The organism is Sphingobium trunci, from assembly GCF_022664535.1.
GTDB lineage: Bacteria > Pseudomonadota > Alphaproteobacteria > Sphingomonadales > Sphingomonadaceae > Sphingobium.
In genome coordinates, this window is record NZ_JAKUJY010000007.1 from 174,091 (window position 1) to 199,430 (window position 25,340).

Below are 25,340 nucleotides of genomic sequence, written 5' to 3' on the forward strand. Positions count from 1 at the left end.
ACGGCGCTGGCTTTCATGGCCGTTTGAGGGATCGCACCATACTGCCGAACAGCCTGTCCCAGAAAATGGCCGAAATCGCGTAATTGCCATGCTCGTCCACATAATGGTGGCGCATATGGTGGCGTTTCAGCGCTGAAGCCAGTTTCCCGCGCATCGGCCATTGGTGGCTTGCATAATGGACGGTGTCGTAGACCACATAGCCCAGGATGAACCCCAGAAACAGCCAGGTTCCCGGACCGCCGAGCAGCATCAGGCATGCGCCCCAGACCAGCGCCGCGACAGGCAGGCTCACCGATAACGGCATCATGTCGCGCATGGGATCGTTGGGATTATCGTGATGATTGCCGTGGATCAGGAAAACGAACCATTTGACCGCGGGCCACTCCACCTTCAGGTGGAAGAGATAGCGATGCATGGCATATTCGAACAATGTCCATATGAGCAGGCCCGCCGCAAACAGGCCGAGCCCCGCCCAAAAACCGGTCCTGCCCCAACCGACCCAGGCAATGAGCGGCAGCAATATGGCCCAATTCAACGCGAAAACGCGGGGCGAAATCAACGTGAGCTTTTCCAGTCGTTCATTGTTGAACAGCCGAATTCGTTGCGAATGGTGATCGGGAGCAGGCATTGGGAGAACTCGAACAACGGTGGCCGTTGCCTGTCAAGGCATTATCGCTATGAAGCGGCGTTAACGAGAATCTGTTACATGGATGCATCGGCATGAAGACAGTATTTCGTCCGGTGCGCATTCTCATCATCGGCGCATCCGGAGGGCTGGGTACGGCATTGGCCCGGCACTATGCGCGTCCGGACATATATCTGTCTCTCTGGGGCCGTGATACGGAACGCCTGTCATCGCTCTCCAGGGTTTGCGAGGCAGCGGGGGCATCCGTTCATTTTCGTTCGCTGGACCTGAGCGATCTGAAGGGCGGGGTCGATGCCATGCTGGCCGAGGATGAGCGCACCCCTTTCGATCTTGCCATTTTCGCCTCCGGCCTGGGGGACGTTCGTGCGACTGGCGCTGTCGTCGAGGATGCCGCTCTTGTCGCGCGCCTGGGTATCGTCAACTTCGTCGCGCCCGCTTCGATGGCCGCGGCGCTGGCCGGGCGCATGGCGGCGCGGGGCAAGGGCCGCATCGTCCTGATCGGATCTGCCGCCGCTTTCCATGCCCTGCCCTTTGCCTGTGCCTATTCCGGGACGAAGGCAGGCCTTTCCCATTTTGCCGAAGCGCTGCGCATCGGCATGCGGCAGCATGGCGTGGGGATCGTGCTGGTTTCGCCCGGCTTCATCGACACCCAGGCCGCCCGGCAGGCCCAGGGTTCCAGGCCTCTGTCGATGTCGCCCGAGGTCGCCGCAGCGAAGATCGCCCGCGCTGCAGCGCTGGGGAAAGCGCATGTTATCACGCCCTGGCCCTTCAGCCTGCTCCGCTGGTTTGACCGCTTGCTGCCGCGACCGTTGCGGGAAAGGCTGCTGCTGGCGCTTGCTCCGCCGGGTGGATAGCGGTGTCGGCGCGTAGGGTGGCCGCGGGGGTGCCCAGCACGATATCGAGCATGGCATGATGCAGGCCGGCCGGTGTCAGGTCCACGCGCCGGTTGTCGCCCCGGACGATTGCGCCCGAACCGTCGAGGCGCATCATCACATAGGGCGTGTGGCGTTCTCCGCCTGGCGCGGTCGCTCCGGGGATGCTGGGACGATGATCGCCGAAGAAGACCAGAAGCGCCGGCCGCTGCAGGACGGCCAGCTGGTCCAGCAATGTGGTGAGCATGGCGTCGCTGTTGCGAACCAGGCGAAGATAGCTTTGCACCAGGTCGCCGCCGGAGGGCATGTCGGGCGCCCAGGGGCCATGATTTTCAATCGTGACGGTATAGATGAGGCTTGGCTCGACCGCTTCACGGGCCAGCGAGGCGATCTTTTCGGCCAGTGCCGCATCCGTGACATAGCGCCCGGATCCCGCGGCGACCGGTGCGAAATGCTCCTCACCCACGAGATCTGCAAAGCCGCCCGCGGGCATGATCCGGTCGCGGCCGTAGAAGCGCATGTCGTGCGGATGGACGAAGAGGCTCTGCCAGCCTGCTGCCTTCAGCCGCGCGGGCAGGGCATAGGAGGCTTCGCCGAGCGCGGTGAGGAAAGGATCGTAGCGCCGGAAGCCAAGCGCATCCTCGCTCCGCCCGAACAGCACGCCATATTCCGTTCGCATCGTATAGGCCCCGAAGCCGCTGACCTCCAGCTGGCCCCATTGCCAGGCCTTTTCGCGCGCGCCGGAAAGGCCAGGCAAGCGGATGTCCGGGCCGTCGAACAGGTCGGCCGGATCAGCAAAGGATTCGCACTGGACGACCAGCAGCAGTTCCGGTGTCGCCAGAAGCGCGGACGCAGGGTGTCTGTCGATGTCGGGGCAGGGCGGCGGATCGGCACTTTCCCGCCAGCGCAGCCAATAGAGCAACAGCGTCGGCAGGAAGTCATGACGCCTGACGTCGGCATGGGCGTCCGGCGTGGCAGCGATGTCCCGGAACGGAGCGCTGCGCATGGTTGCCGCCAATATGGCAAGGCTGCCGAGGAGGACCAGCATCCCGGCCAGATGTGCCTGCCATTCCGGAACGAACAGCCAGGCCAGCATGGCGACAAGGATGATCGTCACCACCCCTGCCGCCGTGCGTTGACCGACGCTGATGGCCGAAAGATAGAATTGGGGATGGCGGAAGATCGCGCCGATCAGCGCCAGATCGGAAAAGAGCAGGGGTTCGCCCAGCATGGCGTGCTTGGCGTTGGAGGCCAGGACGAGCAAGGCGAGCAAGGCGAGCGCCAACCCCGCCGAAAGCGGAAAATTGCCGCACAAGGCCAGGAACAGGCCGAACAGGGCGATCATCAGCCATGACGCCAGCCACAGGCCGGCCATGCTGCGTCCGGACAGTCGGAAAACCGGCCCGGGCCGCGGGCGGACCAATCCGTCGAGAAGGACGGCGCCGACCAGCAATGCCGCGAATGTCAGTCCTTCAAGCATCACTGTCTTGCTGCACTACCCAAAGCGGCCGTATCTCAATGCCGTCATGCTCCATCTGCCAGGCAGGAAAGGCCTCATAGCGAACAGGGCCTTGGCTGTCATCAGGCCTCTGTTCCGCTCTTTGACGGATCAGGTGATCGCCGAGGCTTGCGGTCGGACTCAGGGCAGACTAGGCCATGGACGAGAACAACAGCATGTCAGCAGGCACCAAGCCCCGGCCGCCATCACGGAGCATGATTTCCCAGATGCCAGAATTGTCCAAGACTGCGGCGGATCATTCCTGCGGCGTGAAAAGCCCTATGTCCGGATCGGACAAGCGCACTGTCCTCCTGCTCCAGGGCCTGATGGGACCGCTGTTCCGCCGCCTCGGTCAGGAACTGATCCGATCGGGGCACAGCGTCTACAAGATCAATTTCAACGGCGGCGACCGCCTGTTCTGGCGCCTGCCCAACGGCATCGATTATCGCGGTTCGCTGGAGGAGTGGCCAGCGATGCTCGAACGGACGATCCGTGAGCTTGGCATCACCGACGTGGCGCTGTTCGGCGATTGCCGCGACCATCATATGCCCGCCACACGGCTCTGCCGCGAGTTGGGGGTGCCGGTCCATGTGTTCGAGGAGGGCTATATCCGGCCCGACTGGGTGACGCTGGAACTGGGCGGCGTCAACGGCCATTCCTCGCTTCCGCATGATCCGGCCTGGTATCGGAAGACCGCCGCCGCGCTGCCCCCCGTTCCAGCGCACAGCCAGGTCCATTCCTCCTTCCGGCGCCGTGCGACCGAGGGTCTGGTGTATAATGCCGCGGATGTGCTGACCCGCTGGCGCTATCCGCACTGGACCAACCATCGGCCCTGGCATCCGGTCGTGGAGGGGATGGGATGGTGGCGGAAATTGCGGCGCCGCAAGGAACGCGAAGCTTCGAGCACGGAATTGATTGCCCGCCTTGGGGCGTCCGAGCAGCCCTACTTCCTCTTCCCGCTCCAACTCGATTCGGATGCGCAGATTCGCCTGCACTCGCCCTTTGCCGGTATCGCAGGCGCGCTCCGGCTTGTGATCCAGTCGTTCGCCGAACATGCTCCGGCCGACGCGCGACTGGTGGTGAAGGAGCATCCGCTCGACAACGGCGTGCGCGACTGGCAGCAGGAAACCGCCGACATGGCGTCGCTGTTCGGTGTCGCGGATCGGGTGGATTATCTGGCTTGGGGCGATATCGTCCCGGTTGCGCAACGATCGAGCGGTGTCGTCACGATCAACAGCACCAGCGGCACTTTGGCACTGGCCATGGGGGTGCCGGTCGTCGCGCTGGGCCAGGCAATCTACGACATGCCGGACATCACTTTCCAGGGCGGACTGGATGCCTTCTGGAGCAATCCAGTCGCGCCTGACGCCGAGACTTTCGCGGCGTTCCGGCGAGTTCTGGTCGAACGTTGCCTGATCCCCGGCGGTTTCTTCTCGGATGAGGCGCTGGACAAGGTGGTGCGCCATGCCGTTGCCAGGTTTGAAGGCAAGCCCTTGATGCCAGAATAGGCAGCCGTCAGCCGCCATCAATTCAATATCGATTCGCTCTGGCATGCCCGGAATTTGCCTGGCACGGCTGATCGAACCGTCCTTCAGCGCTCTGTTGACCAGAGCATGTCGGCGAGCATCGCCCCCCATCACCTTGCCCAGCTGGCTCTCGCTGAAGATTGGTTCAGCGAGGATCGATTGTCCAACCTGATCTGCGAGCACGCTCATAAAATTCCAGATACTTCCAAGTGAAAGTTCCAAGAATTTCCTGAGGTGCCGTCTGCTATCGCCCTTTCTCCCCCGCAGCTTTTCGAATCAGCTCCGGACGAGCTGCAGGATGATTGTGCTCATGTGCGTCACCATCTTGCCCATCGCCACGGCCCAGGCGAACAAATCAGGCTGATTTGGATCCTAGGCTCCGACCAGCTGCCATAAAAACCTAATTTTCGCTGGGCACAAAACCAATAGCCGCGTCACATCTGGAACATCTCGTGGAGGGGAGCTGTCAGGCTACTGCCGTATGCTTGCGGTCGCAAACACGGTCAAACGCGACAATCGACCGCGAAGCATGATCACCGCGAGCACAAACAGGCTGATCATAGTGATAAGCAGGCCGACCCATTCCTGCCATATAGTGACACGCTCTATCCGATAGCGCCCGGGCTGCCCCTGGAACTTGATGACGGGTCCCCGATAAGGCACGACCTCATCGCCCCGCATGACGCGCCAGATCGGGAAAGCGGCGCGCCGCATCGTCACCTCGCCCGGCGTATCAGCCACCACCTCGTCGCCCGGCCTGATGTTGCGCCACTCGGCGAGGTCCGGCTTCCGCTCCGTTCCGGTTATGCGCTTCGTGTCGAAGCCGACAGGTAGATATTCAACGGCGTCGGGCAGATCGCGCCTGATCATGGCGTAAGGCACTGGCTTGGCCAGATATTCTGCCGCTTGGGATGCCCATCTGACATAGGAGAAGGTCACAAGTCCAAGGCCCAATCCGAGCAGGATCGCTTTTGGGCGGCAACTGAGCATGGCCGTTATGGCGGCAAATTCGATGAGGCCCAACAGTCGCCAGGGAAATTGCGCTTGGACAAAGGGCGGAATGTCCCAGATGAAAGGGATGAGGCCGAGAGCCGCCAGTGCAGCGAGAAGGCTTATGAAGGTCCAGATGGACCGTGCCGACAGCGACAGCAGCGCCAGGCCGGCAATGAGCGCCGGAATAGACAGCGCCTGGAGCAGGCGGCCGCTCGCCAGCAATCCCCAGGACGATGGCCGATACCAAGGCTCCCATAGCAGCTGCGAGGAAATATGGTCCTGCATCGTCAAGGCCGGCACCAGATAGAAGGCCGCAAGACCTACGGCGAGCGCTACGCTGGCTGCAAGGGGCCAGAAGGCGCGCCGGTCTGCCAGGATTTTATGCACGCCGAGCGGTGCGATCAGGAAGAAGCCGGTGAGCATCGCCATGGGCAAATGGGTCAGCACAAGCCCGCCATAGGCGAACACCAGCAGCATGAGACTCCTGCGCTCGGGAAGGCGGGTGATGGCCAGCGCAACGAGGGGATACCATAGGAAGGCAGTGAATTCCGCCAGAGCGCCCCGGACATAGAAGTCCATCAGGTGATACGGCGCGGCCATGTAGAGGATGGCCCCGACGAGAGGATAGGTACCGCGGGCCGAAAGCCAATGATACATGGTGATGCCTGACAGCAGCAGCGTCAGGAACGCGGCCATGTTGATCGCGGTGAGCGTCGACAGGCCGCCCGCATCGAAGGCGCCCGCTATCCAGAAGGCGATCGGCGGGTAGAAATAGAAGGTGGGGCTTCCAAGCCCCTCAAAACTGTCAGGAAGCCAGCGCGGATAGAGATCGCCTTTCGCCATTTCGGTCCCGAACTGGCTTGTCCAGATATAGTTATAAGTAGCCGAATGGGAATAGCCCGGACCCAGCAGGAAGGTGGGCAGCAGGAGGAACGCCGCCACAAGCGCCAGGAGACCGACTTTACGCCGGCTGATATGGGTCGTCATCGGTGCCATCCATCCGTTTCACACACCTCAGCCTGATCGCTAAAAATGGTAAAGATTATGCTCACCTCGTCTCCGGCGGCACAGCTTCCCCGCACGGGTGAAACTTTGTTAACCATTTTCGCCGATACCCGCATGGGGCACCGGCCCGCATTGGGGGCTCAGAAGGAATGGCTACACCATCTTTGTTGTCGATCGTCGTTCCGGTCTTCAATGAACAAGAAAGCATTTCGCTGTTTCTGGATGCAGCGCGTCCCGCGGTCGCCCGAGCGCTTCGCCTTATCGGGTCGGACGCGCGAGCCGAATTTCTGTTCATCAATGATGGCAGCACGGATCGGACCGGCGATATATTGACGATCCTCGCCCGTCTGGACCCCGATGTCCGCCACGTTACGCTATCGCGCAATTTCGGCAAGGAAGCGGCATTGGCCGCCGGGATCGACCGGGCGAGGGGAGACGCCGTCATCCCGATCGACGTCGACCTGCAGGATCCGCCGGAAGTCATCGTCGCCATGGTCCGCCATTGGCTGGCGGGGGCGAAGGTGGTCAATGCGCGTCGCGCCGACCGGTCGAGCGACGACTGGTTCAAGCGCTGGAGCGCGCAAGGATTCTATCGCCTCATCAATCGCCTTTCCGATCATCCCATCCCGGAGAATGTGGGCGATTTCCGGCTGCTCGACCGGCAGGCGGTGGACGTCATCAAGCAACTCGGCGAGCAGGCGCGCTTCACCAAGGGCATCTTCTCCTGGGTCGGTTTTCGCGTCGCCACCGTCGATTATGAGCGCGCCCCGCGCGAGGCCGGGAGCAGCAAATGGGGCGTCAGCAAGCTCTGGTCGCTCGCCGTTGACGGCATCACCGCCTCGACCACCATGCCGCTGCGCATCTGGTCCTATGTCGGCGGTGGCATCGCGCTGATGGCCTTTGCCTATGCCGCCATCCTGGTGCTGCACACGCTGCTGACCGGTGTTGATACACCAGGCTATGCTTCGATCATGGTCGCCGTGCTGATGCTGGGCGGCCTCAACCTGATGAGCCTCGGCATCATCGGGGAATATCTGGGCCGGGTCGCGCGGGAAGTGCGCAATCGGCCGCTTTATGTCGTGGCCGAGGAAAGTGAGTTGGCAGCACCGCCCCTCATCCAGCCCCATTATGAGGAAAAGGACGAATGGACCGATCAGCCTATGCGAGCATGAGCGCGCAGGAGCAGGATCATTGGTGGTTTGTCGCTCGCCGTGCCACCATTGATAGCCTGGTCCGCAGCCATGTTGCTCTGCCTGCCGATGCTCGCATTCTCGAAGCGGGTTGCGGCACTGGCGGCAATCTTGCCCTGCTGGCGCAATATGGCACGCTTGATGCCATGGAATATGATGCGGATGCCCGCGCCCTGGCCAATGCACGAGGCCTGTGCGCGGTGGAGGCAGGCGCCTTGCCCGGAGCGATCGGTTTCGGAGAAACCCGTTACGACCTGATCGCACTGCTCGACGTGCTGGAGCATATCGATGAGGATGAAGCATCGTTGCGCGCTCTGGGCGCGCGGCTCGCGTCCAATGGGCGGCTGTTGCTAACCGTCCCGGCTGCACCCTGGCTCTGGTCGGAGCATGACTTGCTGCATCATCACAAGCGTCGTTACACACATGATGGTCTGCTGGAAGTGGTCCGCGCAGCAGGGCTGAAGGTCGAAGCCTCAGGCCATTTCAACAGCCTGCTCTTCCCGCTCGCGGTGGCGCAACGCTTCGCTCACCAGTTGCTGCGCCGTGACACGCCCCTCGACGCGCGCCCGTCGCCGCTCGTCAATGCCGCGCTTCAGCGGGTGTTCGCGGCGGAACGGCATCTCCTTGGCCGCCTTTCCTTTCCCATGGGACTATCACTTTACGCCGTCCTGTCGGCCTGACGGAGCATCCCGCGGGTCATAAGGCAGCCTCCAGGAACCATCCCAGCAGCGGGCCGGTTCGTTCGCCGAGGCGCGGGCAGGATGGACAGGGCGGACGATTGCCGGCACCTTCTTCACAGGAGCCAGATAGGAGCCTTTGGGGAAGGTTGCGAAGGTCTGGTCCCATGCCTTGAAGAAGGTGCAGCGCACTGCCGGTGCCGGGGGATAGAGCAAGGCGCGTCTGATCTCGGCAAGGCCTGTCAGGCTGCCGATGGCAAGCACCATCACAAACCAGCGCCATCTCTCGCCCCGCTGCATCACATGATCGCTGACCATCACCATGACGAGAGCCAGTGCCGTGATCGAACCGCGCATCATGAAATCGGTCGACCAGCCGATCTTCACGAAGGGGATGAGCATCAGCCAGGCAAAGGCCAGCCACAGGCTGTCCCGCCCGAATCGCGTCGATCGTCCGGCGATCGCCAGAGGTATCAGATAAGGAAGCGTCTCAAGGGATTGGAACAGCAGCCACTGGATGAAGGGGATCGGCTGGAAATGAAGGCCGACGTCATCCGGTGCGGCGCCCAGATAGATCAGCGAGGGTATGCAAAGGAGAAGCGATGCCGCGGGAGCCAGGAAATCGCGGACCAGAAGCGCACGCGCGATCAACGCCCGCAGTCCCGCCAGCGCGACAAAGGGCATCGCTCCCATGAGGCCCAGAGGCGACCAGAGCGCCGTCATCGGCAGCAGCGCCAGCCATGGCGCGAGGGGCAGTCGGCGCTCTCGCCACAACATATAGCCGACCGCACCCACCCAACCGGCAATCGCGTGCTGCGGCACCCAGAAGAGCAAGGTGATGGTCGAGGAATATTCAATCTCGGCCCAGTCTTCCATATGGCCGGTGAGCATTCCCTGCAGGAGCAGATCGCCAATCGCGTCCATGCCGGAGAACAGGACGAATATCGCTAGGGCGATCAGGCGCGAGCGCCGGTCTGCGAACAGCTGGCTGCCGAGGGCGAGCAGTAACGCAACGATCGTCGTATTCTGCAACAGCAGGGCGATATCCGCTGCTCTTGGGCCAAGGGTCTTGAAGACTAGCGCCGGCATCAGGAACATGCCGATCGGAGCGCGAAGCAGGTCAGGTTCGGGGCGCGCCGTGTAGACGAAGGGCCAGGGATTGATGCCCATGTCCCGCAGCACGGCAAAGCGCACCTGCCAATCCACATTGGCATAGAAGAACCGCCCTTCACCGCTCAGTATCAACAAGCACAGCGCGACGAGGAAACATGTCAGCAAGGTGCCGAGGGCGATATCGCGGCTATCACTGGTGATCTTGGCGATGAAGAAGCAGAGCCCGGCGATGACCAAGCCGCCAAGGATATAGGCCCAGGCGGGCGCGGTATCGAGAAACCGCCAAAGCAGCAGCTGGCTGCCGCCGAGCCAGGCGGTTAGAGACGCCCATATCCGCCCCGGCGCGACAGATGGGGCACGCCATCTCCTGTCCGGAAACGTGGCCGGATCAACGTAGCTGAACGGTTCTGAGGCTTGAGTTAAGGCTGATGTTTCCCCCATGTCTCCGACTTAAAGGCTTTTTATTTGTAGGTCGATGGAGAAGGCTATTTGTCGGGATCGGCAAAGAAGCAGGTCTCCTAAATCCGCTGTCGCAAATCTTCTCCCAATCTCTTTCCAAGTTCAATGAACGGGGCGCGATCAAAAGACACAGCTCGTTTTGAATCTCTACGACCATCTGTAATCAAGGAAATAATCGTTTTTTTTACGTGCCGCAGGTCCGTCACAACCGGCTCAAAACGAGCCCATGGATGCGCCCCGAGTTCATTACGCATCCGCTCTCGTTTATCGCCACGGACGGTAAATGTTAAGAGGTCAACTCCAGACATCAATGCCACCATCATCCCATGAAACCGGGTTGTGATGAGCGCATCGGATGTTGCGACGGCTCGACAAAACTCCATCGGATTGCTGGTTCGGCAATCTATTTCCTCGAAGTCTGTTCCCAGCATCTCAATTATAGAATCACGATGAATGCGAAGGCTCTCTGCATCTTCATTCGCCTGCACAATGTAGCGTAGACGGACGCCGCCATGCTTACGCATCCATGACGCCATTTCCGAAATTCCAGAAATATTACAAAAATCACCGCAAAGAGAAATTGTCCGATTTCCTCCAACCTCTTCAGCTATCTTTAAAATATCCTCTGAGAAAATCACACTCATGTCAGGCAAATACTGAACAGGATTACTCATCCATTCCAATAACATTTTCGAAGTTTCTCGATCACGGGCAGAAGCCATGCGCGCATATTTGACAGATTCTTTTGCGAATATGCGGCCTATCGAAGAATTAATATTCTGATGCCCCAATCCAATTAAATATAAATTAGATTTATACTCTGAAGAAACATAACCAATTCCAAACCAATTTGCAAGATTGTTAAGATCCAAACGGGTGGCATTTTCGATATCATAAAGCATGCCTCCAGGACCGATAATGACGGCTGATGCCTCTCTCACTAAAGTCCGATCGGGACTTCCATCGGACACGACGATCGACAGTTCCGGACAAGTCAATTTCAGAAGGCGAACCGCAGCAGCGGCCAACAATCGATCTCCAGCATTTCCGATGAGAGAGGCGGCAGCAATCAGTACATATGGCTTTCCTCGAAAATCATCGGATAGCTCCTCGTCTATCCGATGGGCGCGCACCTGAATTCCATCCAGAATTTTCTCGCAGCGATCATACATGTATTGCAGGTGATGGTCATCATTTCTTGGTCCAGACGTTAATATTCCGGCCCGAATTGCAACAAATACTTCATCAGCATAAATTACTTCCCATGTGGGCAAAACTTCTATCCATGCCTTCGGTAACTGGTCCACGTCATCCTTCGGAATAACGATTATACAGTTCTCTGGACTTAAGATGTGCCCAAATGCAGGTGGAAGGCAGCCATCGCGGAGATGGTTCATTTCGGCGGGCGCCAGTACGTATCGAACCTGCGTGGGCAGATTCAAGATGAACTTTGCCGCACGTACCCAATAGGGATCGTCAATCCACATAATGCCTCCAAATCCGGCTTTTGTCGATAGACTGCTCGATGATTCGATGGCAACGGGTATGCCACGAAATTATTTTGAGCTCGGCACACCAACGCCAGATGTGGAATCACCTTATCCTATCCCCCCTGTCGCCTCCCCGCACATAGCCACGAATACCCCACCTACTTACGACAAGTCAGAGAACTCCCAGTTGACAAGCGCAAACCGGAATGTTTGAAGTTCTGCATATTGCGTGCGCTATGCGCGTCACAAAGTCGCAATTAAATAGTTATAAAGTAAGAGAAATTTCGATGGCCACAGGCTTAAGCTCAGTTCGTGCTCTCGTTATCGGCGACGTCATTGTTGATCGATACATCATCGGCTCGGCGGATCGCATATCCCCTGAAGCTCCTGTTCCAGTTTTGCGCCAAATCTCCAGAAAATCGACACCAGGCGGCGCCGCCAACGTGGCGAGCAACATTGTTGCGTTGGGAGGTCAAGCGACTGTGATTGGCGTTGTCGGAAATGATGAAGCTGGTTCCGAACTGGAGGAACTGCTTGCTCACCAGCGTGTGAATAGCCTTTTTACCAAGGCCACCGATCGTCCGACAATTTCCAAGACCCGCTTGATGGCCAACCATCATCAAATGATTCGGCTCGATGACGAGCACACGGTCACTGTAGGAACGGATATCGCGGATTCCTTGTTTGACACGGTGTCTCGTGAAATCACACAAGCCGACATCGTAATTCTCTCTGATTACGCCAAAGGCACATTATCCGATGACCTATGCTCTCGAATTATCCAGCTTGCCTCCCGGCATGGACTAGCGACGTTGGTAGATCCGAAGCGGAAAAATTGGTCAGCCTTTTCTGGAGCCACAATAATCACTCCAAATCGCAGCGAACTGACCATGTTTACCGGGATGCCTTGCGACACTGATGAAGAAGCCGAAGCTGCGGCAGCAATTGCGTATTTGGAAACCGGGGCAGGAATTTTGTTGACGCGATCAGAGCGCGGCATGTCCTTCTTTAAGGGAGAAGAAAAGCCGACCCATATCCCGACAGCTGCCCGAGAAGTATTCGACGTTTCCGGCGCTGGAGACACAGTAATGGCAGCATTGGCCTTAGGATTGGGCTCCAGCCTTCCGATCGAGCAGGTAATGCGCATCGCCAACCTCGCAGCCGCCATTGCTGTGGGGAAGGTGGGAACGGCAGTTGTTACGGAAAAGGAATTGGCTGATGCAATCGCCGAAGAAATGCATCGGGATGAAAAAGCCATCGCTTCGCACATTTCACATAGCCAAGCGTTGAAATTACGAGAGAGTTGGCGAGAACGCGGTCTAAACGTAGGCATCGCCAACGGCTGTTTCGATATTATTCACCCTGGGCATGTCACTCTTATTCGGAAGGCCGCGGCACGGTGCGATCGGTTAATCCTCGCTCTAAATTCGGATGCTTCTGTGAAGCGGCTGAAAGGCCCCGAACGGCCTATCCAAACAGAAATTGCGCGCGCGCATGTTATGTCCATGATAAAAGGTGTGGATGCTGTCGTATTATTTGACGAGGATACACCAGAGAATCTTATCTGCTCTCTTTCCCCTGATATTTTATTCAAAGGTTCTGATTATCAAGTTCATCAGATTGCGGGCGCATCTCATGTCTTAACGAATGGCGGTAGGGTGGAACTCATAGAATTGGTGCCCGGCCATTCGACAACCTCGATCGTTGAGCAAGCCTGTCGGATCAATTGAAATGGCGCTGCAATTTTCACCGAAACACTGGCTCCTGGATCTTGCCGCTCCGCGTTGGTTAGAATTTGGCATTGACCGAGAAAATGGCGGTTTTTTTGAAACGATCGATGCGAGAACGCTGGAAACATCAGGAGCAGTTAAAAGATTACGTACAGTATCGCGGCAGATATTCGTCTTTTGCGAGTTGCATCGGCTTGGAGCCACTGGAGCGCACGAAGCCATCAATCACGGGCTGGACTTTCTACTGAACCAGCACGCCCGCGAGGATGGGGCGTTTCATGAACGGGTCACATGCAAGGGTGAACCATTAGAAGGCAGCATTTCGCTATATGACTCGGCCTTTGCGCTCTTTGCGCTGGCCAAAGCTTATTCATTGAATAGTGAGCCTCGACTGCGCGATACGGCAATCACTCTTCTCGCTTTCCTTAACCAGCAGCTTCGCCATCCCGAATGGGGCTTTATCGAGCGTTTTCCAAACGTTGGCGATCGAGAACAAAACCCTCACATGCATTTGTTGGAGGCAGCCCTTGCGTGGCTCGACAACGATGCTGATGGGCCATTCCGTGCACTTGCAATCTCTCTGCTCGAAACACTTGAATGTCATCTTTTCTGTCCAGAACTCGGCATCCTTTCAGAGTTCCCTGAGAACAAAGACGGGTCATTGGCCCAAGTGCATCGCTTTGAGCCGGGGCATCATTTCGAATGGATTTGGTTATTAGATTGGGCCGCGACACATCATCTCCCGGTGCCGAAAATCTCACGTGCGCTTGAAAAACACGCTCTGACAGATGGCCTTTCCGCCCAAACGCAAGTACCTTATGGGGCCGTCTCGATTCCCGGTGGCGTCATTGAACAGGAATGCCGTATCTGGCAGGTAACCGAGTGGACACGCGCTGCAGCACTTGGTCTATTGGAAAATTCGCTTGATGACGATTTTCGATCGGCTCAACTGATGGGTCGCTTCTTGGATTTTCCCGTCAGTGGTTTTTGGTATGAACGCTGTCGTTGTGCAGATGGCAAGATGATCGAGGAACCGGTCAAAGCCACGAGCTTCTATCACGTTATTGGTGCAATTAGCGCCTTGATAAAGCGACCTGAATCCGCAACGACTATGATGCATATTACTGCCTTTAGTCACCAACAACATGTTGATGCAAGCCAAGGGGAAGGTAGTTGGTAAGCGCCGTTCCTACATTAAATCCGAATGCCGATATGCCATCGACTAGAGTCAACGTGGCAAACGAGATTCTTGATGCCATAGATCGGCCTGACTTCCGCACGATACGCTTCATGCTCGATCGAGTGTCCCAACTAGGCCATACTATCTCGGGCTACCCGATTGCGCGGCCACGGGACTTTTCGGCGATCATCGTGGAATTCGGTGGCCTTCTGCAACGTCATCAACGCCTACTAGAGGCCGGGCACCGTGAAACAGTCAGCGACTTTCTCGATGTTATCGAGAAGTTGGATGCCACCGACATGCGCGCATATGGAGGTGAAGCAACGGCATGTCGCATACTCAAGGCGCGTGCATTGATCGCGATGGGACGAGCAGGGGACGCGCTTGCCCTTATTGAGCATCTTACTGAATGCCCCTATAGTATAGAAGGCGGGATTGATCAGATCGCCGATCTTTTTGAGCTTGACTTGAAGGCACGCTTGTCGCTGGGGCGACTGGATGAGGTCGCCCGGCTTGCGGCTTCTCGGCTTGATTGGACCTATCGCCGAATGACTCGTAATAAAACCGGGTTGATACGGCGTTTCGCAGCTTTTGTGACAGTTCCGTCGCCGGAACACATGCAGCCCTATCCAATGCAATCCCTCCTTCGCGCGGGAGGAAAACTTATTATTGCTAGCGGATGCGGAGGACGAAAGTCTGTCAGAAAACAATTGGTTAAAAAACTCCGGCGATGGAGTGGTCAATTGCTCATTAGGTTCGCGCTCAAGATTTCAAGATCTGCTGTCGAATCTACTATGCCAGGCCAGATTGGCTCTGTTCCTGGCAACAAATTGCCGCCACTAACATGGCGTGGCGACGGTGTCGGAGAGCAGCCCGCGATCCTCGTTTCTCGAGCGATGGGTGGCCTTGGTGACATTACCATGATGACGCCAGGGCTCCGTGCTCTCTGCAAGCGCTACAACCGTAAGGTCGCTTTTGCAATTCCGCGCAAATTTCACGCTGCGTTTGAAGGCAATCCCGATGTCGTGCTGCTTGATAGCGAAAGCTTTATCGACCTTAGGCAATATAAGCGATGGATAAATCTGGCGCTGTGTCCTGCGGCGCGGTACGAATCCCGAGTTGCGCCACTGGTACGCAAAGGGCGTGTCGAACTCTTTGCCCGCGGAATGGGAATTGGTCGAAAGGCACTTGATTTCTCGGGGTGGCATCCGGTGTCCGCTCTTGATACTGGACAGAGTGAAATCATTGCAACCATACGCAGCCTCGCTAAGGAGCGCGGATTGCCAGTCGTTGGTGTTCAGATGTTTTCGCGAGAAACGTATCGCGATTACCCCCATTTGACTGAACTGATCGAGCGTCTGGCTGATGAGGCGTTGGTAATGCCAATTCATACAACACCTGTGCCTGTACCTGATCACCCCAATATTATTCCGGTTTTCGGGAAGTCTCTGAAAGAAGCTATCGCCATGGTGGCGGCTAGCGATGTATTCCTTTCCGTAGATTCAGCATTTTACCATACGGCTGCAGCGTTTGGTATGCCCACTATTGGGTTATTTGGTCCAACTGATGGCCGCACCTGCTCAGCCCATCATCCCAATGCAATTGTGTTGCAAGAACGGCGCAGGCTGCATTGCGTGCCATGCTGGAGAAATGAGGACATGGCTTGCCATATTACCGGAACGATGGAAAGTGCTTGCCTTGCATCTATTCAACCCGATGAAGTGCTGGAAACGGTAAGATCAGCGGCTGCCGCTTATTTGCTCGATGATCGCGCTGCTCTTTGATGGCATTCACGAGATCGGTTTTTGGCCGGAATGGGATTCACGCCATGAATCACCAACAAGATACATAATGCTATATCGGTGTTGTCGATGATCTCGTTCGAAAATGTCTCTAAGACATACAAGATCCGCAAATTTGAAAAGCGGGTTTTCAGTGATGTAAGCTTCAAGATCGAAGCGGGGCAGAGCGTTGGCATCTGCGGAGCCAACGGTGCCGGTAAATCGACTCTTGTGCGCATGATTGCTGGCGTGGAGGCGCCAACCAGCGGGCGCATCATAAACAATATGCGCACCTCATGGCCGATCGGTTACGCGAGTTGCTTCCAGTCCAGTTTGACCGGCGCCGACAATGCTCGCTTTATCGCTCGAATCTATGATCGCTCGGAAGAGGGCCTCATTGATTTCATTCAGGATTTCGCCGATCTTGGCCCCTATCTCTACCAGCCAGTCGAAACCTATTCGGCTGGTATGACGGCGCGACTGGCATTCGCTATCTCACTTTCCGTAGATTTTGAATGCTATCTGGTCGATGAGGTCACCGCCGCAGGCGATGAGCGCTTTCGCATTCGCTGCGAGGAAGCGCTTCATGCGCGACGGGAAAATGGTACGCTCATAATGATATCCCATTCGCCGGAAACGCTTCGTGCCTATTGCTCCCGCGGCGCCGTAGTTTATGGCGGTACGGTAACATTTTTCGACACTATTGATGAAGCGCTCGATGTACATAACGGATTGCAGTCACGCTATGCGTGACCCTCATTTTTCTGCCAGCCGCCCTATATACGCAATCCCGGCGTATAAGAGCGTTGCGCGGCGCACCGGTATCACCATGCTGTTAATCTCGTTGTTGAGTGCCTGTGCGTCACTGCCATCGAGCGGCCCCACAAGCGCCAAGATCCTGGCAGGCGACAAGACGCTTTCGGGTGACGTGAAATATCGTATCGTCAATATCTTGGCCTCCGCAGACCTGCCTAAACCCGTGACGGCAACGGAGTCCTGGGCAGTTCCTCCATTGGTTGAGCAGCGCATTGCCGTCGGCCCTGGCGACGTTCTTTCAGTACGGCTTTTTGAGGTCGGCACACGGCTATTTTCCGGCATCAGCAACAGCAACATAACCGATACTGCCGCGGTGGCCGCGGTCGGCGAGGCCTTACCTCCCGTACAGGTCGATGAATTGGGTGACATAACCCTGCCCTATGCGGGAACGCTCCATGTCGCAGGGCAATCGACCGGGGAAATCGAGCAACAGATCAATCGGCAATATGCGGCTTACTCACAGGCTCTCAGGGCGATGGTTTCAGTGAGCCGGAACGAAACCAACAAGGTGGTCGTCGCCGGTGCAGTTGCTAAAGCGGGCCGATTTTCCTTGTCTCCGGCCCATGAGAGGGTGCTTGATATTATTAGTGAAGCCGGGGGTGTGAGCGCTCGGACCGAGGATGTGCTTGTACGGCTGACGCGCAGCGGCACAACCTCGTCCGCGCGGCTACGGCAGATCATGGACAATCCAAGGCTGAATGAGGTTTTGACCGGCGGCGACATGCTGGAGTTGGACCTGCAGCCACAATCCTATCTGGTCTTTGGCGCTGCGGGCAAAGTCGCACAGGTCTCGTTCAATGCCGATCGGGTCAGCTTGGCCGAAGCCATTGCCCGGGCCGGCGGTCCGCTGGATAGCCAGGCCGACCCAACCGGCGTGTTCCTGTTTCGATATGATGCCGCAGACGCATCTGGCCTCCGCACGATCTACCGCCTGAACCTGATGCAGCCAGGCAGCTACTTCCTCGCGCAGAACTTCTACCTGCAGGACAAAGATGTGCTTTATTTTGCAAATGCGCGATCCAATCAGCCGTCAAAGTTTGTGCAGATTCTGAATCAGCTTTTCAGTCCGTTCCTAACCGTTCGGGCCATCGCGAATTGATGACTTTGCGGCCTGCACTTTTTCTCGATAGGGATGGCGTTATAAACATCGATCACGGCTATGTGGGTGACCGGAGCCGCTTTGAATTCATTCCCGGCATCTTCGCATTGGTCCGACGCGCTCGCGCGCTTGGCTATTTGCCGGTCGTTGTCACCAATCAATCGGGAATCGCTCGGGGCTTATTCAGTGAGGAGGCTTTCTTCCAACTCACGGAATGGATGTGCGATCGCTTTCTGCAAGAAGGGGCTCCACTAGAAGCGGTCTATCATTGCCCTTATCACCCCGAAGCGAAGATTGAGCGGTGGCGAGCGGACCATGAATGGAGAAAACCTCGGCCGGGCATGTTGCTGGCTGCGGCGAACGACCTCTCCATTGATCTGCGGGCGAGCGCGATAATCGGTGACAAATTAAGTGACATGGATGCCGGCCGGGCGGCGGGACTAGAGCTTCTAATTCTTGTCTCCAAATTGGAAATTTTTTCTCCTTCTACAATAAAGATCAAATCATTGCTCGAAGCAGAAGAAATTATATTTAAGGCATCCACGTAAACTCTGGTCCATGTTTCTCTGGAATTTTATAACTAATTATGATGCTTGAGGTGATTGTATGACAGAAAAGGTTAACCTGGATCAGATCAGAGATGCAATCAATGACTTGGTACGTCATGTAGATCCCCAGAACAAAAATCCCAACACGGTCGCCTTATGGGAATTTATTCGCGACGTAGGGATAATGCGACTAAATGTTAAGAATATGGGTTACGATTTGGCTCGTACATTATATGAGTCGCGCTCAAATTATGTCCCGAGTTATCGCCCAAGCCTGGAATTAGGTTGGCGTGCCTCCACGCAAAGCGACATTGAGAGTGATTGGTGCGCCTATTGGTGCAATGAGCTGAATATTCGCCCAATTTACCATCGAAAAGTTTGGGAACTCGCCTACGTACTTCATAATATGTCAATACATGACATGATCCGACCGGGTGCCCGAGGCCTGGGCTTTGGATGCGGTGAAGAAGCGCTACCAAGTTATCTTGCAGGTCACGGTGTAGATATCGTCGCAACAGATTTACCGCCTGATCATGCAAGCGCAGTGGATTGGCGCAACACAAAGCAACACACTGATAACCTTGAGAAGATATGGCATTCTCACTTGGTCAGTCGTGAAGCATTCGAGGAGCATGTTTCCCTCGAATATGTCGATATGAATGATATACCGACAACACTTCGTAATTTTGATTTCTGTTGGTCGATTTGTGCTTTCGAGCACCTGGGTTCTATAGAAAAAGGTTTGACCTTTATCGAGAAAAGTATGGATATACTACGTCCTGGTGGCATCTCCATCCATACAACTGAATATAACTTTAAGGACGGTGATACGATCGATAACTGGTCTACTGTATTGTTTCAACGAAAGCATTTCGAAGATTTGGCAGAACGCCTCCGTCGCCAAGGCCATGAAGTGAGCGAAGTGAGTTTTGAACTGGGGACCGGGCCGCTGGATCGCTTTATCGACATTCCTCCATATGGCGATCTGCCGAACTCAATGGCTGCGATTAACGAACATCCTGCTCACATCAAGCTATCGGTTGATGGCCTACCTTGCACCTGTTACGGGCTTGTCGTAAAAAAAGGGAAGTAATATGTCTAAATGCGATGATGCTCGGCAGTTACTGCCGAGCATCAAGCTGTGCTTTTGAAACAATGAGAGTGAAAGGCACCGGTTCCAAATAAATTTCTGGTTGAAAATTTTTTATCTTGTCCGATCCATATCGAATTTCTGCAACATCTAGCTTAATGGCTATCAATTTTACACAAATCCTTTCGAGATCCACCTTCGATAACGCATAAGTTCTGCGACTTTCCAAAGATTCCCCAAATAATTCCATGTGGCAAGTGTAGATCCCCAGTCCGCCTTGCCGGAGGCATCGCGCAGAATCCATCACAAGGCGCGACCAGATCAGAACTGATCCGACGTCTGCGGGCTCGATGCTACTCACAACCATATCAAAATGGCTGTGAAACTCACTGGGAAAATGCCCAATATCAACGATATGGCTGCTGGTTTGTGACGATCGGTCGTGCATTTCCACAACCTGTCCCCCGCAGTTCTGTACCGCCTGCGTGACTCCTAAATCCTCGGCCCCCACCTTCAAGAGGCAAGCCCCTTCCCGCAGTGCGCCATAATGTTCGAGGATCCGACGCGGCATCAAACGTCGCCAAAGCGCCTGCTCGGACTCGTCTGGGCGACGCTGATCCGCAGCCATTGCAGCAAAAATAGGTTCGCTCAACTGCGCGGCCGTGCAGGCTTGCGAGACAGGGTTGGCAAATGAGGGCGAGCCAGAGGATATGAGCTGATCCGTTGTACGGAACGAAAGCTGGTGCGGGGGCACCTTGGTATCCGGCAGGATCAGAGGCCTCTGGTGCGTGAGCAACACCGATATGGCGCCGCATTCGCCGTCCATCTCTCCATAACTGTGGGCGAGAAGCGCGTGCGTATAACCTGGCACCGCCGCTATGCGGAACGTAATCCGCCCCTGTCGCTCGACCAATTCGCGAAGGGGAACTGTCGTTTCGAAATGGCGAACCACATCCTGCTTGCCGTCAAAAGCGTGGATGATGAACGTTATCGAACCTATTGCAGCCTGAAGATTGTCAAACTGCACGGTGAACTGGGCGGCGCCCAAGGGAAGTTCGATATATTCGGTATGGAAGACGTAGCTGGGATCGCCCGCAGGTTCCTCTCCACCAAAGGGACGAAAGCGGCTGCGCCAATGCCAATGAAAGCAGAAGGGATCCAGCAGCCGATCGACGTGATCGGTTGCCGGCACGATTCCCGATCCTTCATCTGTCGAAGGGCTCCCCTCAACTGGATGTGAGGGGGGTGTTGGCTGCGGGTCATCCATCGCTGGCCAGCTTACACCGAATGTTCGCGAACGCCGGCCACGACCAACCAACCGATCGCATAGACCAGCAGCAGCGCGAGTGCCACCGTTGCGACGATTTGCAAGCGCTTGGGATAAAGCGCTTGTTGCGGCACGTTTGCTTCCACGACACGGGCGATAAAGAGCTGCTGCCGGGATGCATCCTCTCGAGCCTTCTCGTAGAGGGCTGCTGCCGTCTGGTAGCGATCAGCCGCGAATTTTTGCTGGATGCGAAGATTTTCATATTCGCCAAGTCTGATCGCGGTAGCTCCCGCATTGCCGCTGAGGCGTCCTCGATAAGCCGCAAGCTGCGCTTCCAGAGACGTGAGGCGCTGCTGCTGAGCAATCACCTGCGGACTGGATGACGAAATCGTCCCGCGCATGGTCGCAAGCGCTGCTCGAGCCGCTGCGACTTGCCCATCGAGCTCGGTCACCAACTTGGTTTGCGCCGCGCCGCTTTCCTGTGGATCGATATCGCCTTGGCTCTGCCGAAAGCTCGTTAGCCTGGCTTGCGACGCTGCGACTTCTTTCTGGGCATCGGCGAACTGCCGGAGCGCTGAAGCCACTGATGCATCAAAGGCGCGTCTATTCATGTCATTTACGCGCTGCTCACCCAGTTGCATGAGGGCGCTAGCTATTGCGTGAGCATCTTTCGGCCGAAAAGCGCGGACCCGCAATTCCGTGATGCCCGTGTCCAACTCAAAATGTACCGAAACCTGCTTGCGATAATATTTGAGCAGCTCTTCCGCGGAGGTATTGCCTGACCACAATGCGCTGACCGGGTCGATCCCCGGGCGCCGGAACATCGCGACCAGATCGAGCTGCTTTTGCAACGCTGCCACGGCATCATGGGAGCTCAAATAATCCGCTACACCATAAGCTTCATTTTGAACGCCGCTTAAGGCCGAGCCCAGCCCCAGCATTTGCCCAAGGCCTGTTGGGGTCGCCCTCCCTTCTTGAGAAGATCGTACCACAAAATCCGCTTGGGATTCATACTGGTCACTAGCGATCAAGCCGAAATATAGCGCCGTGACGAGTGTAGGCATGACGACGATCAACAAAAATGCCCGATAACGCTTGATCACACTCTGCCAAGCGGCGAAACGCCCCCTGTTTCGCAACGATGCTTCATCTTCTTCCAGCGCCCAGACGCCAAGCTTATTGAGATTTACAGGTTTGTTCATGATCACCGCAGATGAATATGGTGCCGAAGCCTTCGCATCAGGATAAGGCCGGTGTAAGTCAGGAGTGCACAAATAAGGATAATATAGAGCATATCGAAATGGATGCTCTCGGCGTACTCGAATTGCCCGTAGCGGATCATCTCAAAAATCTGGACCATTGGGAACCAGTAAAGAAGCGACCGATATGGCTCAGGCACCCACGACAAAATGACGAAAGCACCCGACAATGGCAGCGCCAGATATGTCATGGGGTGAACGAGGCGTGCGGCTGTCCGGTTGTCATAGGTCCAAGACGTAACGATCAGTGCCAATCCAAAGCAAAACCATGTCATCAAAATGAATCCACCAAGCAGGTAAATCCATCGATAAGGCATGTCGCCCAGCCCGAACAGCGCGGCCAAGGTTAGCAACAATATCATCGTAAACAATACTGAAATAAACTCGAGAACAGTCCGCGCAATCGAAAGATCGAGAATTGTAACGCGACGATGATAGAGCAGCGACTGGTTTGACTCTATGGTACCCTCAGCTCTGTTTACCACGGCCCTAAACATGTAATAGGCAGTGTAGCCAACGATCGTGAATGGGACTGGTAGTATATCTGTCGAGTAGTGGTTCTTTGACCCTGAATGGAATGCCGCAATAGCTGCAGCGAGCAGCGCGGGCTCAAGAATCATCCACAAGTACCCGATATTTTCGCGGCCATACCGAGTATGTAGCTCTCGCATGATCAATGCACCAATTACACGAAACTGTATGGAAAGCGCAGCCAGAAATGGGTGGTAATCCCGCTTATCTTCTTGGGTCATTTCCTCTTTTAACACTATGCCATTCCCAAGTGCTTGCAGATATCATAAACTTCATGGATATGCTTATCCCAACTGCGGATACTCCAATCCCGCAAGCGGTGCAATTGAGCATCGCGCGCCGCACTCTCCTCACATGCATACTCGAAAATCAGTCGCTGCCATGTAGGGCCATCCAACGGGTCCACGTAATCGGGCACCTCGCCCCCTATCTCACGATGAGGCGCGATATCGCTGCAGATCACCGGTATACCGCAAGCCAACGCTTCAGCGACAGGCAGGCCAAATCCTTCGGCGAAGGAGGGAGCCAGCAAGGCGCGGGCGCCAAACAGCAATCGAGCAACCGCTTCATCACCCATTTCACCCGCTTCAATGACATGGGCTCGCACAAAAGGGGACCGCTCCAGCAAGTCAATTATATTCTCATTTTCCCAACCCCGCCGCCCCACAATGTACAGCTTGGGAACAGACGTATCGTGAAGCTCCGCAAATTTGCTGATCTGCCTCCAGAGATGCAAGAGCATCATATGATTTTTACGCGGCTCTATAGTCCCTATACATACGAAATATGGCTCATCGGACACCAAATTCATGCCATCTTGAAGGGCAGAAAAAGTCGAACTAGCCATCGGCGTAAATCCCAATGGAATAGCGGTAACAGGTGGGCAATCGTTAGACCCAAAATATCTTTTTATGCTGTCAGCTGTATCTTGAGAGTTGGCTACAATATGTGCGGAAAACTCCGCAACAACCTTCAGGCGCTGCTGCTGAGTTCTATCTCCCCCCCGGCCGGAAAATTCTGGATACTCGATCGGCAGGAGATCATGGATCATGATTACCAGCGGCGCCTGTTCGGTATCAACTAAACCCTTAATGCGCGACCTATGCTCGAGGTGATCAGGCGACACCTTGACGATTATTCGCTTACCGTCCAGCCTGCTCACAGGGAAGAATAATTCCCGCCACTGAGCCAGCCCCACTCTATTGGCGCGTATCGCGGAACCGGATTTCCACCCCGCTGCAATTGCCGCTATCCTATCGAACACCAATCTCCGGTCGAGACGGATATAGCGACGCAATCGGGGATGAAACCCACAGAATGAAAGGCGCTCCCCCGCCAATTCATCGAGATACTCGATATATGCCATCTCTACCCGATCAATACCGGAGGGCAGGCAATTTGTTCGCCGATAAACCAGCCTGCTAACATCCAAAACGATCTCAGGTAACAATACGATAACGCTTTCAATACGCTACAGAGATCCCTTCTTGTGGGCCTGAGAGGAAACCCGCGCGCCTCACTTCAAACGGATAAAAATCGAGATCCCGGTAACGGTGATTGGCAGATTGATATTTCTTAGAATGATCGCGTCGATCATTCAATAGGGCGCTGGCAAGGGGAACATAAGAGCATATCACGTGACCTGTGACCTGCCCCCCGTTGGCTCCCTCGATCTGATGCAGAGTCTGGCCCAACGAAGGAGCAGATGAATTAGGAAGAGCCGTTTCACCGAGGAACAGATCATCGGGATGATCAAGGAGCAGGAGGCCGGGCTGTCGACGGCCGAGGTCTGCCGCAAGCATGGGCTGAGCCCGGCGACATTTTACAAGTTGAAGGCCAGGTATGGCGGGCTTGAGGTGTCTGATGCCCGACGGCTGCGGCAGCTCGAGTATGAGAATGGCAAGCTCAAGCGCCTGCTGGCCGAGAGCTTCTGGACAACGCGATCCTGAAGGACCTGCTGGGAAAAGTCTGACGACGCCAGGCCAGCGACGGGACGCAGCGCTCGGCGTGATGCGGGATTACCAGGTCTCGCAGCGCCGTGCCTGTGTGCTGATCGGCGTCGACCCCAAGACGGTCCGGCGAGAACGTCCGCCAGATCATGCCGAGATCCGCGAGGAGATGCGCAAGATCGCCGGCCTGCGTCGGCGGTTCGGCTATCGCCGTGTCGGCGTCATGCTCGAACGCAAGGGACACATCATGAACCACAAGAAGCTCTACCGGCTGTACCGGGAGGAGGGTCTCTCGGTGCGTCGCAGACGGGGCCGTAAGCGCGCTCGCGGCAGCCGAATGCCAATGCCGGTCCCACTGCGGCCGAACGACCGCTGGTCGATGGACTTCGTGGCCGACACGTTCGGCGCTTCCCGCCGGCTGCGCATCTTGGCGATCAACGATGACGCCTGCCGGGAGAACCTGTGCCTGGTGGCAGAATGGATGATGGCGGCGAAGACGGCATCCACATATTTCGGGCGCCAGCCTTGGAGATGCCGTGATCGGCGGCAAGGGCATCGGCAAGATCGCCGTTGTTCATCGAAACATGATCCCTCTCTGATAAGTTGGGCGTACCGATTTGC

General features: G+C 56.2%; 20 protein-coding genes and 1 pseudogene. 12 read left to right on the plus strand and 9 right to left on the minus strand.

The window, feature by feature from the left end:
* Nucleotides 1-13: 13 nt before the first annotated feature.
* A complete protein-coding gene (locus tag MJ601_RS08960) occupies nt 14-559 on the minus strand; it encodes a sterol desaturase family protein (protein WP_242125481.1) in 546 nt (181 codons plus the stop codon).
* A gap of 161 nt (nt 560-720) precedes the next feature.
* On the opposite strand from MJ601_RS08960, the gene MJ601_RS08965 reads away from it, so the two are divergent.
* On the plus strand, nt 721-1,500 hold the full coding sequence (locus MJ601_RS08965) for an SDR family NAD(P)-dependent oxidoreductase (protein WP_242125483.1): 780 nt from the start codon (nt 721-723) through the stop codon (nt 1,498-1,500).
* Here the strand turns inward: MJ601_RS08965 and MJ601_RS08970 are convergent.
* Complete coding sequence (locus MJ601_RS08970; protein ID WP_242125485.1) at nt 1,415-2,998, minus strand: LTA synthase family protein; 1,584 nt, start codon at nt 2,996-2,998, stop codon at nt 1,415-1,417. The two genes, MJ601_RS08965 and MJ601_RS08970, sit on opposite strands and share 86 nt — an antisense overlap.
* Nucleotides 2,999-3,297: 299 nt before the next feature.
* On the opposite strand from MJ601_RS08970, the gene MJ601_RS08975 reads away from it, so the two are divergent.
* A complete protein-coding gene (locus MJ601_RS08975; protein ID WP_242125487.1) occupies nt 3,298-4,524 on the plus strand; it encodes a capsule polysaccharide biogenesis protein in 1,227 nt (408 codons plus the stop codon).
* A 489-nt stretch (nt 4,525-5,013) separates the two neighbouring features.
* Here the strand turns inward: MJ601_RS08975 and MJ601_RS08980 are convergent, their stop codons facing one another.
* Nucleotides 5,014-6,522, minus strand: a complete 1,509-nt coding sequence (locus MJ601_RS08980) for an integral membrane-like protein (RefSeq protein WP_242125489.1) — start codon at nt 6,520-6,522, stop codon at nt 5,014-5,016.
* A gap of 167 nt (nt 6,523-6,689) precedes the next feature.
* On the opposite strand from MJ601_RS08980, the gene MJ601_RS08985 reads away from it, so the two are divergent.
* The gene (locus MJ601_RS08985) at nt 6,690-7,712 is read left to right on the plus strand and encodes a glycosyltransferase family 2 protein (RefSeq protein ID WP_242125491.1); all 1,023 of its coding nucleotides are present in this window, start codon (nt 6,690-6,692) and stop codon (nt 7,710-7,712) included.
* Nucleotides 7,685-8,410 carry a class I SAM-dependent methyltransferase gene (locus MJ601_RS08990; RefSeq protein WP_242125494.1) on the plus strand — a complete coding sequence of 242 codons (726 nt, stop codon included), beginning with the start codon at nt 7,685-7,687 and terminating at the stop codon, nt 8,408-8,410. Before MJ601_RS08985 ends, MJ601_RS08990 begins: the two co-directional genes overlap by 28 nt.
* On the opposite strand, the gene MJ601_RS08995 is transcribed toward MJ601_RS08990, so the two are convergent.
* The gene (locus tag MJ601_RS08995) at nt 8,384-9,757 is read right to left on the minus strand and encodes a hypothetical protein (RefSeq protein ID WP_242125496.1); all 1,374 of its coding nucleotides are present in this window, start codon (nt 9,755-9,757) and stop codon (nt 8,384-8,386) included. The genes MJ601_RS08990 and MJ601_RS08995 overlap by 27 nt on opposite strands.
* Nucleotides 9,758-10,038: 281 nt before the next feature.
* Entirely contained in the window at nt 10,039-11,466 is a 1,428-nt protein-coding gene (locus tag MJ601_RS09000) for a polysaccharide pyruvyl transferase family protein (RefSeq protein ID WP_242125498.1), read from the minus strand.
* A 209-nt stretch (nt 11,467-11,675) separates the two neighbouring features.
* On the opposite strand from MJ601_RS09000, the gene rfaE1 reads away from it, so the two are divergent.
* The 7 genes from rfaE1 (at nt 11,676) to MJ601_RS09035 (ending at nt 19,716) form a co-directional block, all read left to right on the plus strand.
* Nucleotides 11,676-13,199 (plus strand): D-glycero-beta-D-manno-heptose-7-phosphate kinase, encoded by a 1,524-nt coding sequence (gene rfaE1 / locus MJ601_RS09005; protein ID WP_242125500.1) that lies wholly within the window; start codon nt 11,676-11,678, stop codon nt 13,197-13,199.
* Between the two features lies 1 nt (nt 13,200).
* Nucleotides 13,201-14,379, plus strand: coding sequence for an AGE family epimerase/isomerase (locus tag MJ601_RS09010; protein ID WP_242125502.1), 1,179 nt, complete (start codon nt 13,201-13,203; stop codon nt 14,377-14,379).
* Nucleotides 14,380-14,432: 53 nt separating this feature from the next.
* Nucleotides 14,433-16,163 carry a glycosyltransferase family 9 protein gene (locus MJ601_RS22020; RefSeq protein WP_242125505.1) on the plus strand — a complete coding sequence of 577 codons (1,731 nt, stop codon included), beginning with the start codon at nt 14,433-14,435 and terminating at the stop codon, nt 16,161-16,163.
* Nucleotides 16,164-16,250: 87 nt separating this feature from the next.
* Nucleotides 16,251-16,913: an ABC transporter ATP-binding protein gene (locus MJ601_RS09020; protein WP_242125549.1), complete on the plus strand. Its 663-nt coding sequence runs from the start codon at nt 16,251-16,253 to the stop codon at nt 16,911-16,913.
* Nucleotides 16,879-18,075: a polysaccharide biosynthesis/export family protein gene (locus tag MJ601_RS09025; RefSeq protein ID WP_242125507.1), complete on the plus strand. Its 1,197-nt coding sequence runs from the start codon at nt 16,879-16,881 to the stop codon at nt 18,073-18,075. Before MJ601_RS09020 ends, MJ601_RS09025 begins: the two co-directional genes overlap by 35 nt.
* The gene (locus tag MJ601_RS09030) at nt 18,075-18,623 is read left to right on the plus strand and encodes a D-glycero-alpha-D-manno-heptose-1,7-bisphosphate 7-phosphatase (protein ID WP_242125508.1); all 549 of its coding nucleotides are present in this window, start codon (nt 18,075-18,077) and stop codon (nt 18,621-18,623) included. Before MJ601_RS09025 ends, MJ601_RS09030 begins: the two co-directional genes overlap by 1 nt.
* 58 nt (nt 18,624-18,681) lie before the next feature.
* Complete coding sequence (locus MJ601_RS09035; RefSeq protein ID WP_242125510.1) at nt 18,682-19,716, plus strand: SAM-dependent methyltransferase; 1,035 nt, start codon at nt 18,682-18,684, stop codon at nt 19,714-19,716.
* A gap of 28 nt (nt 19,717-19,744) precedes the next feature.
* Here the strand turns inward: MJ601_RS09035 and MJ601_RS09040 are convergent, their stop codons facing one another.
* The 4 genes from MJ601_RS09040 to MJ601_RS09055 form a co-directional block, all read right to left on the minus strand.
* Entirely contained in the window at nt 19,745-20,905 is a 1,161-nt protein-coding gene (locus MJ601_RS09040; RefSeq protein ID WP_242125512.1) for a hypothetical protein, read from the minus strand.
* An 86-nt stretch (nt 20,906-20,991) separates the two neighbouring features.
* Complete coding sequence (locus MJ601_RS09045; RefSeq protein ID WP_242125515.1) at nt 20,992-22,182, minus strand: KpsE/RkpR family capsule polysaccharide export protein; 1,191 nt, start codon at nt 22,180-22,182, stop codon at nt 20,992-20,994.
* Nucleotides 22,183-22,184: 2 nt separating this feature from the next.
* Nucleotides 22,185-22,991, minus strand: a complete 807-nt coding sequence (locus tag MJ601_RS09050; RefSeq protein WP_242125517.1) for an ABC transporter permease — start codon at nt 22,989-22,991, stop codon at nt 22,185-22,187.
* Nucleotides 22,992-23,005: 14 nt separating this feature from the next.
* The gene (locus MJ601_RS09055; protein ID WP_242125519.1) at nt 23,006-24,136 is read right to left on the minus strand and encodes a glycosyltransferase family 4 protein; all 1,131 of its coding nucleotides are present in this window, start codon (nt 24,134-24,136) and stop codon (nt 23,006-23,008) included.
* Nucleotides 24,137-24,479: 343 nt separating this feature from the next.
* Between MJ601_RS09055 and MJ601_RS09060 the strand changes: the two are divergent.
* Nucleotides 24,480-25,197: pseudogene (locus tag MJ601_RS09060) on the plus strand (transposase); the annotation flags it as partial.
* Nucleotides 25,198-25,340: the final 143 nt, after the last annotated feature.

Coding starts and splice junctions, on each gene's coding strand:
- MJ601_RS08965 (WP_242125483.1), top strand. CDS start 721: ATGAAGACAGTATTTCGTCCGGTGCGCATTCTCATCATCGGCGCATCC.
- MJ601_RS08970 (WP_242125485.1), bottom strand. CDS start 2,998: ATGCTTGAAGGACTGACATTCGCGGCATTGCTGGTCGGCGCCGTCCTT.
- MJ601_RS08975 (WP_242125487.1), top strand. CDS start 3,298: ATGTCCGGATCGGACAAGCGCACTGTCCTCCTGCTCCAGGGCCTGATG.
- MJ601_RS08980 (WP_242125489.1), bottom strand. CDS start 6,522: ATGACGACCCATATCAGCCGGCGTAAAGTCGGTCTCCTGGCGCTTGTG.
- MJ601_RS08985 (WP_242125491.1), top strand. CDS start 6,690: ATGGCTACACCATCTTTGTTGTCGATCGTCGTTCCGGTCTTCAATGAA.
- MJ601_RS08990 (WP_242125494.1), top strand. CDS start 7,685: ATGGACCGATCAGCCTATGCGAGCATGAGCGCGCAGGAGCAGGATCAT.
- MJ601_RS09000 (WP_242125498.1), bottom strand. CDS start 11,466: ATGTGGATTGACGATCCCTATTGGGTACGTGCGGCAAAGTTCATCTTG.
- rfaE1 (WP_242125500.1), top strand. CDS start 11,676: ATGTTTGAAGTTCTGCATATTGCGTGCGCTATGCGCGTCACAAAGTCG.
- MJ601_RS09010 (WP_242125502.1), top strand. CDS start 13,201: ATGGCGCTGCAATTTTCACCGAAACACTGGCTCCTGGATCTTGCCGCT.
- MJ601_RS09020 (WP_242125549.1), top strand. CDS start 16,251: ATGATCTCGTTCGAAAATGTCTCTAAGACATACAAGATCCGCAAATTT.
- MJ601_RS09025 (WP_242125507.1), top strand. CDS start 16,879: ATGTACATAACGGATTGCAGTCACGCTATGCGTGACCCTCATTTTTCT.
- MJ601_RS09030 (WP_242125508.1), top strand. CDS start 18,075: ATGACTTTGCGGCCTGCACTTTTTCTCGATAGGGATGGCGTTATAAAC.
- MJ601_RS09035 (WP_242125510.1), top strand. CDS start 18,682: ATGACAGAAAAGGTTAACCTGGATCAGATCAGAGATGCAATCAATGAC.
- MJ601_RS09045 (WP_242125515.1), bottom strand. CDS start 22,182: ATGAACAAACCTGTAAATCTCAATAAGCTTGGCGTCTGGGCGCTGGAA.
- MJ601_RS09050 (WP_242125517.1), bottom strand. CDS start 22,991: ATGACCCAAGAAGATAAGCGGGATTACCACCCATTTCTGGCTGCGCTT.
- MJ601_RS09055 (WP_242125519.1), bottom strand. CDS start 24,136: ATGGCATATATCGAGTATCTCGATGAATTGGCGGGGGAGCGCCTTTCA.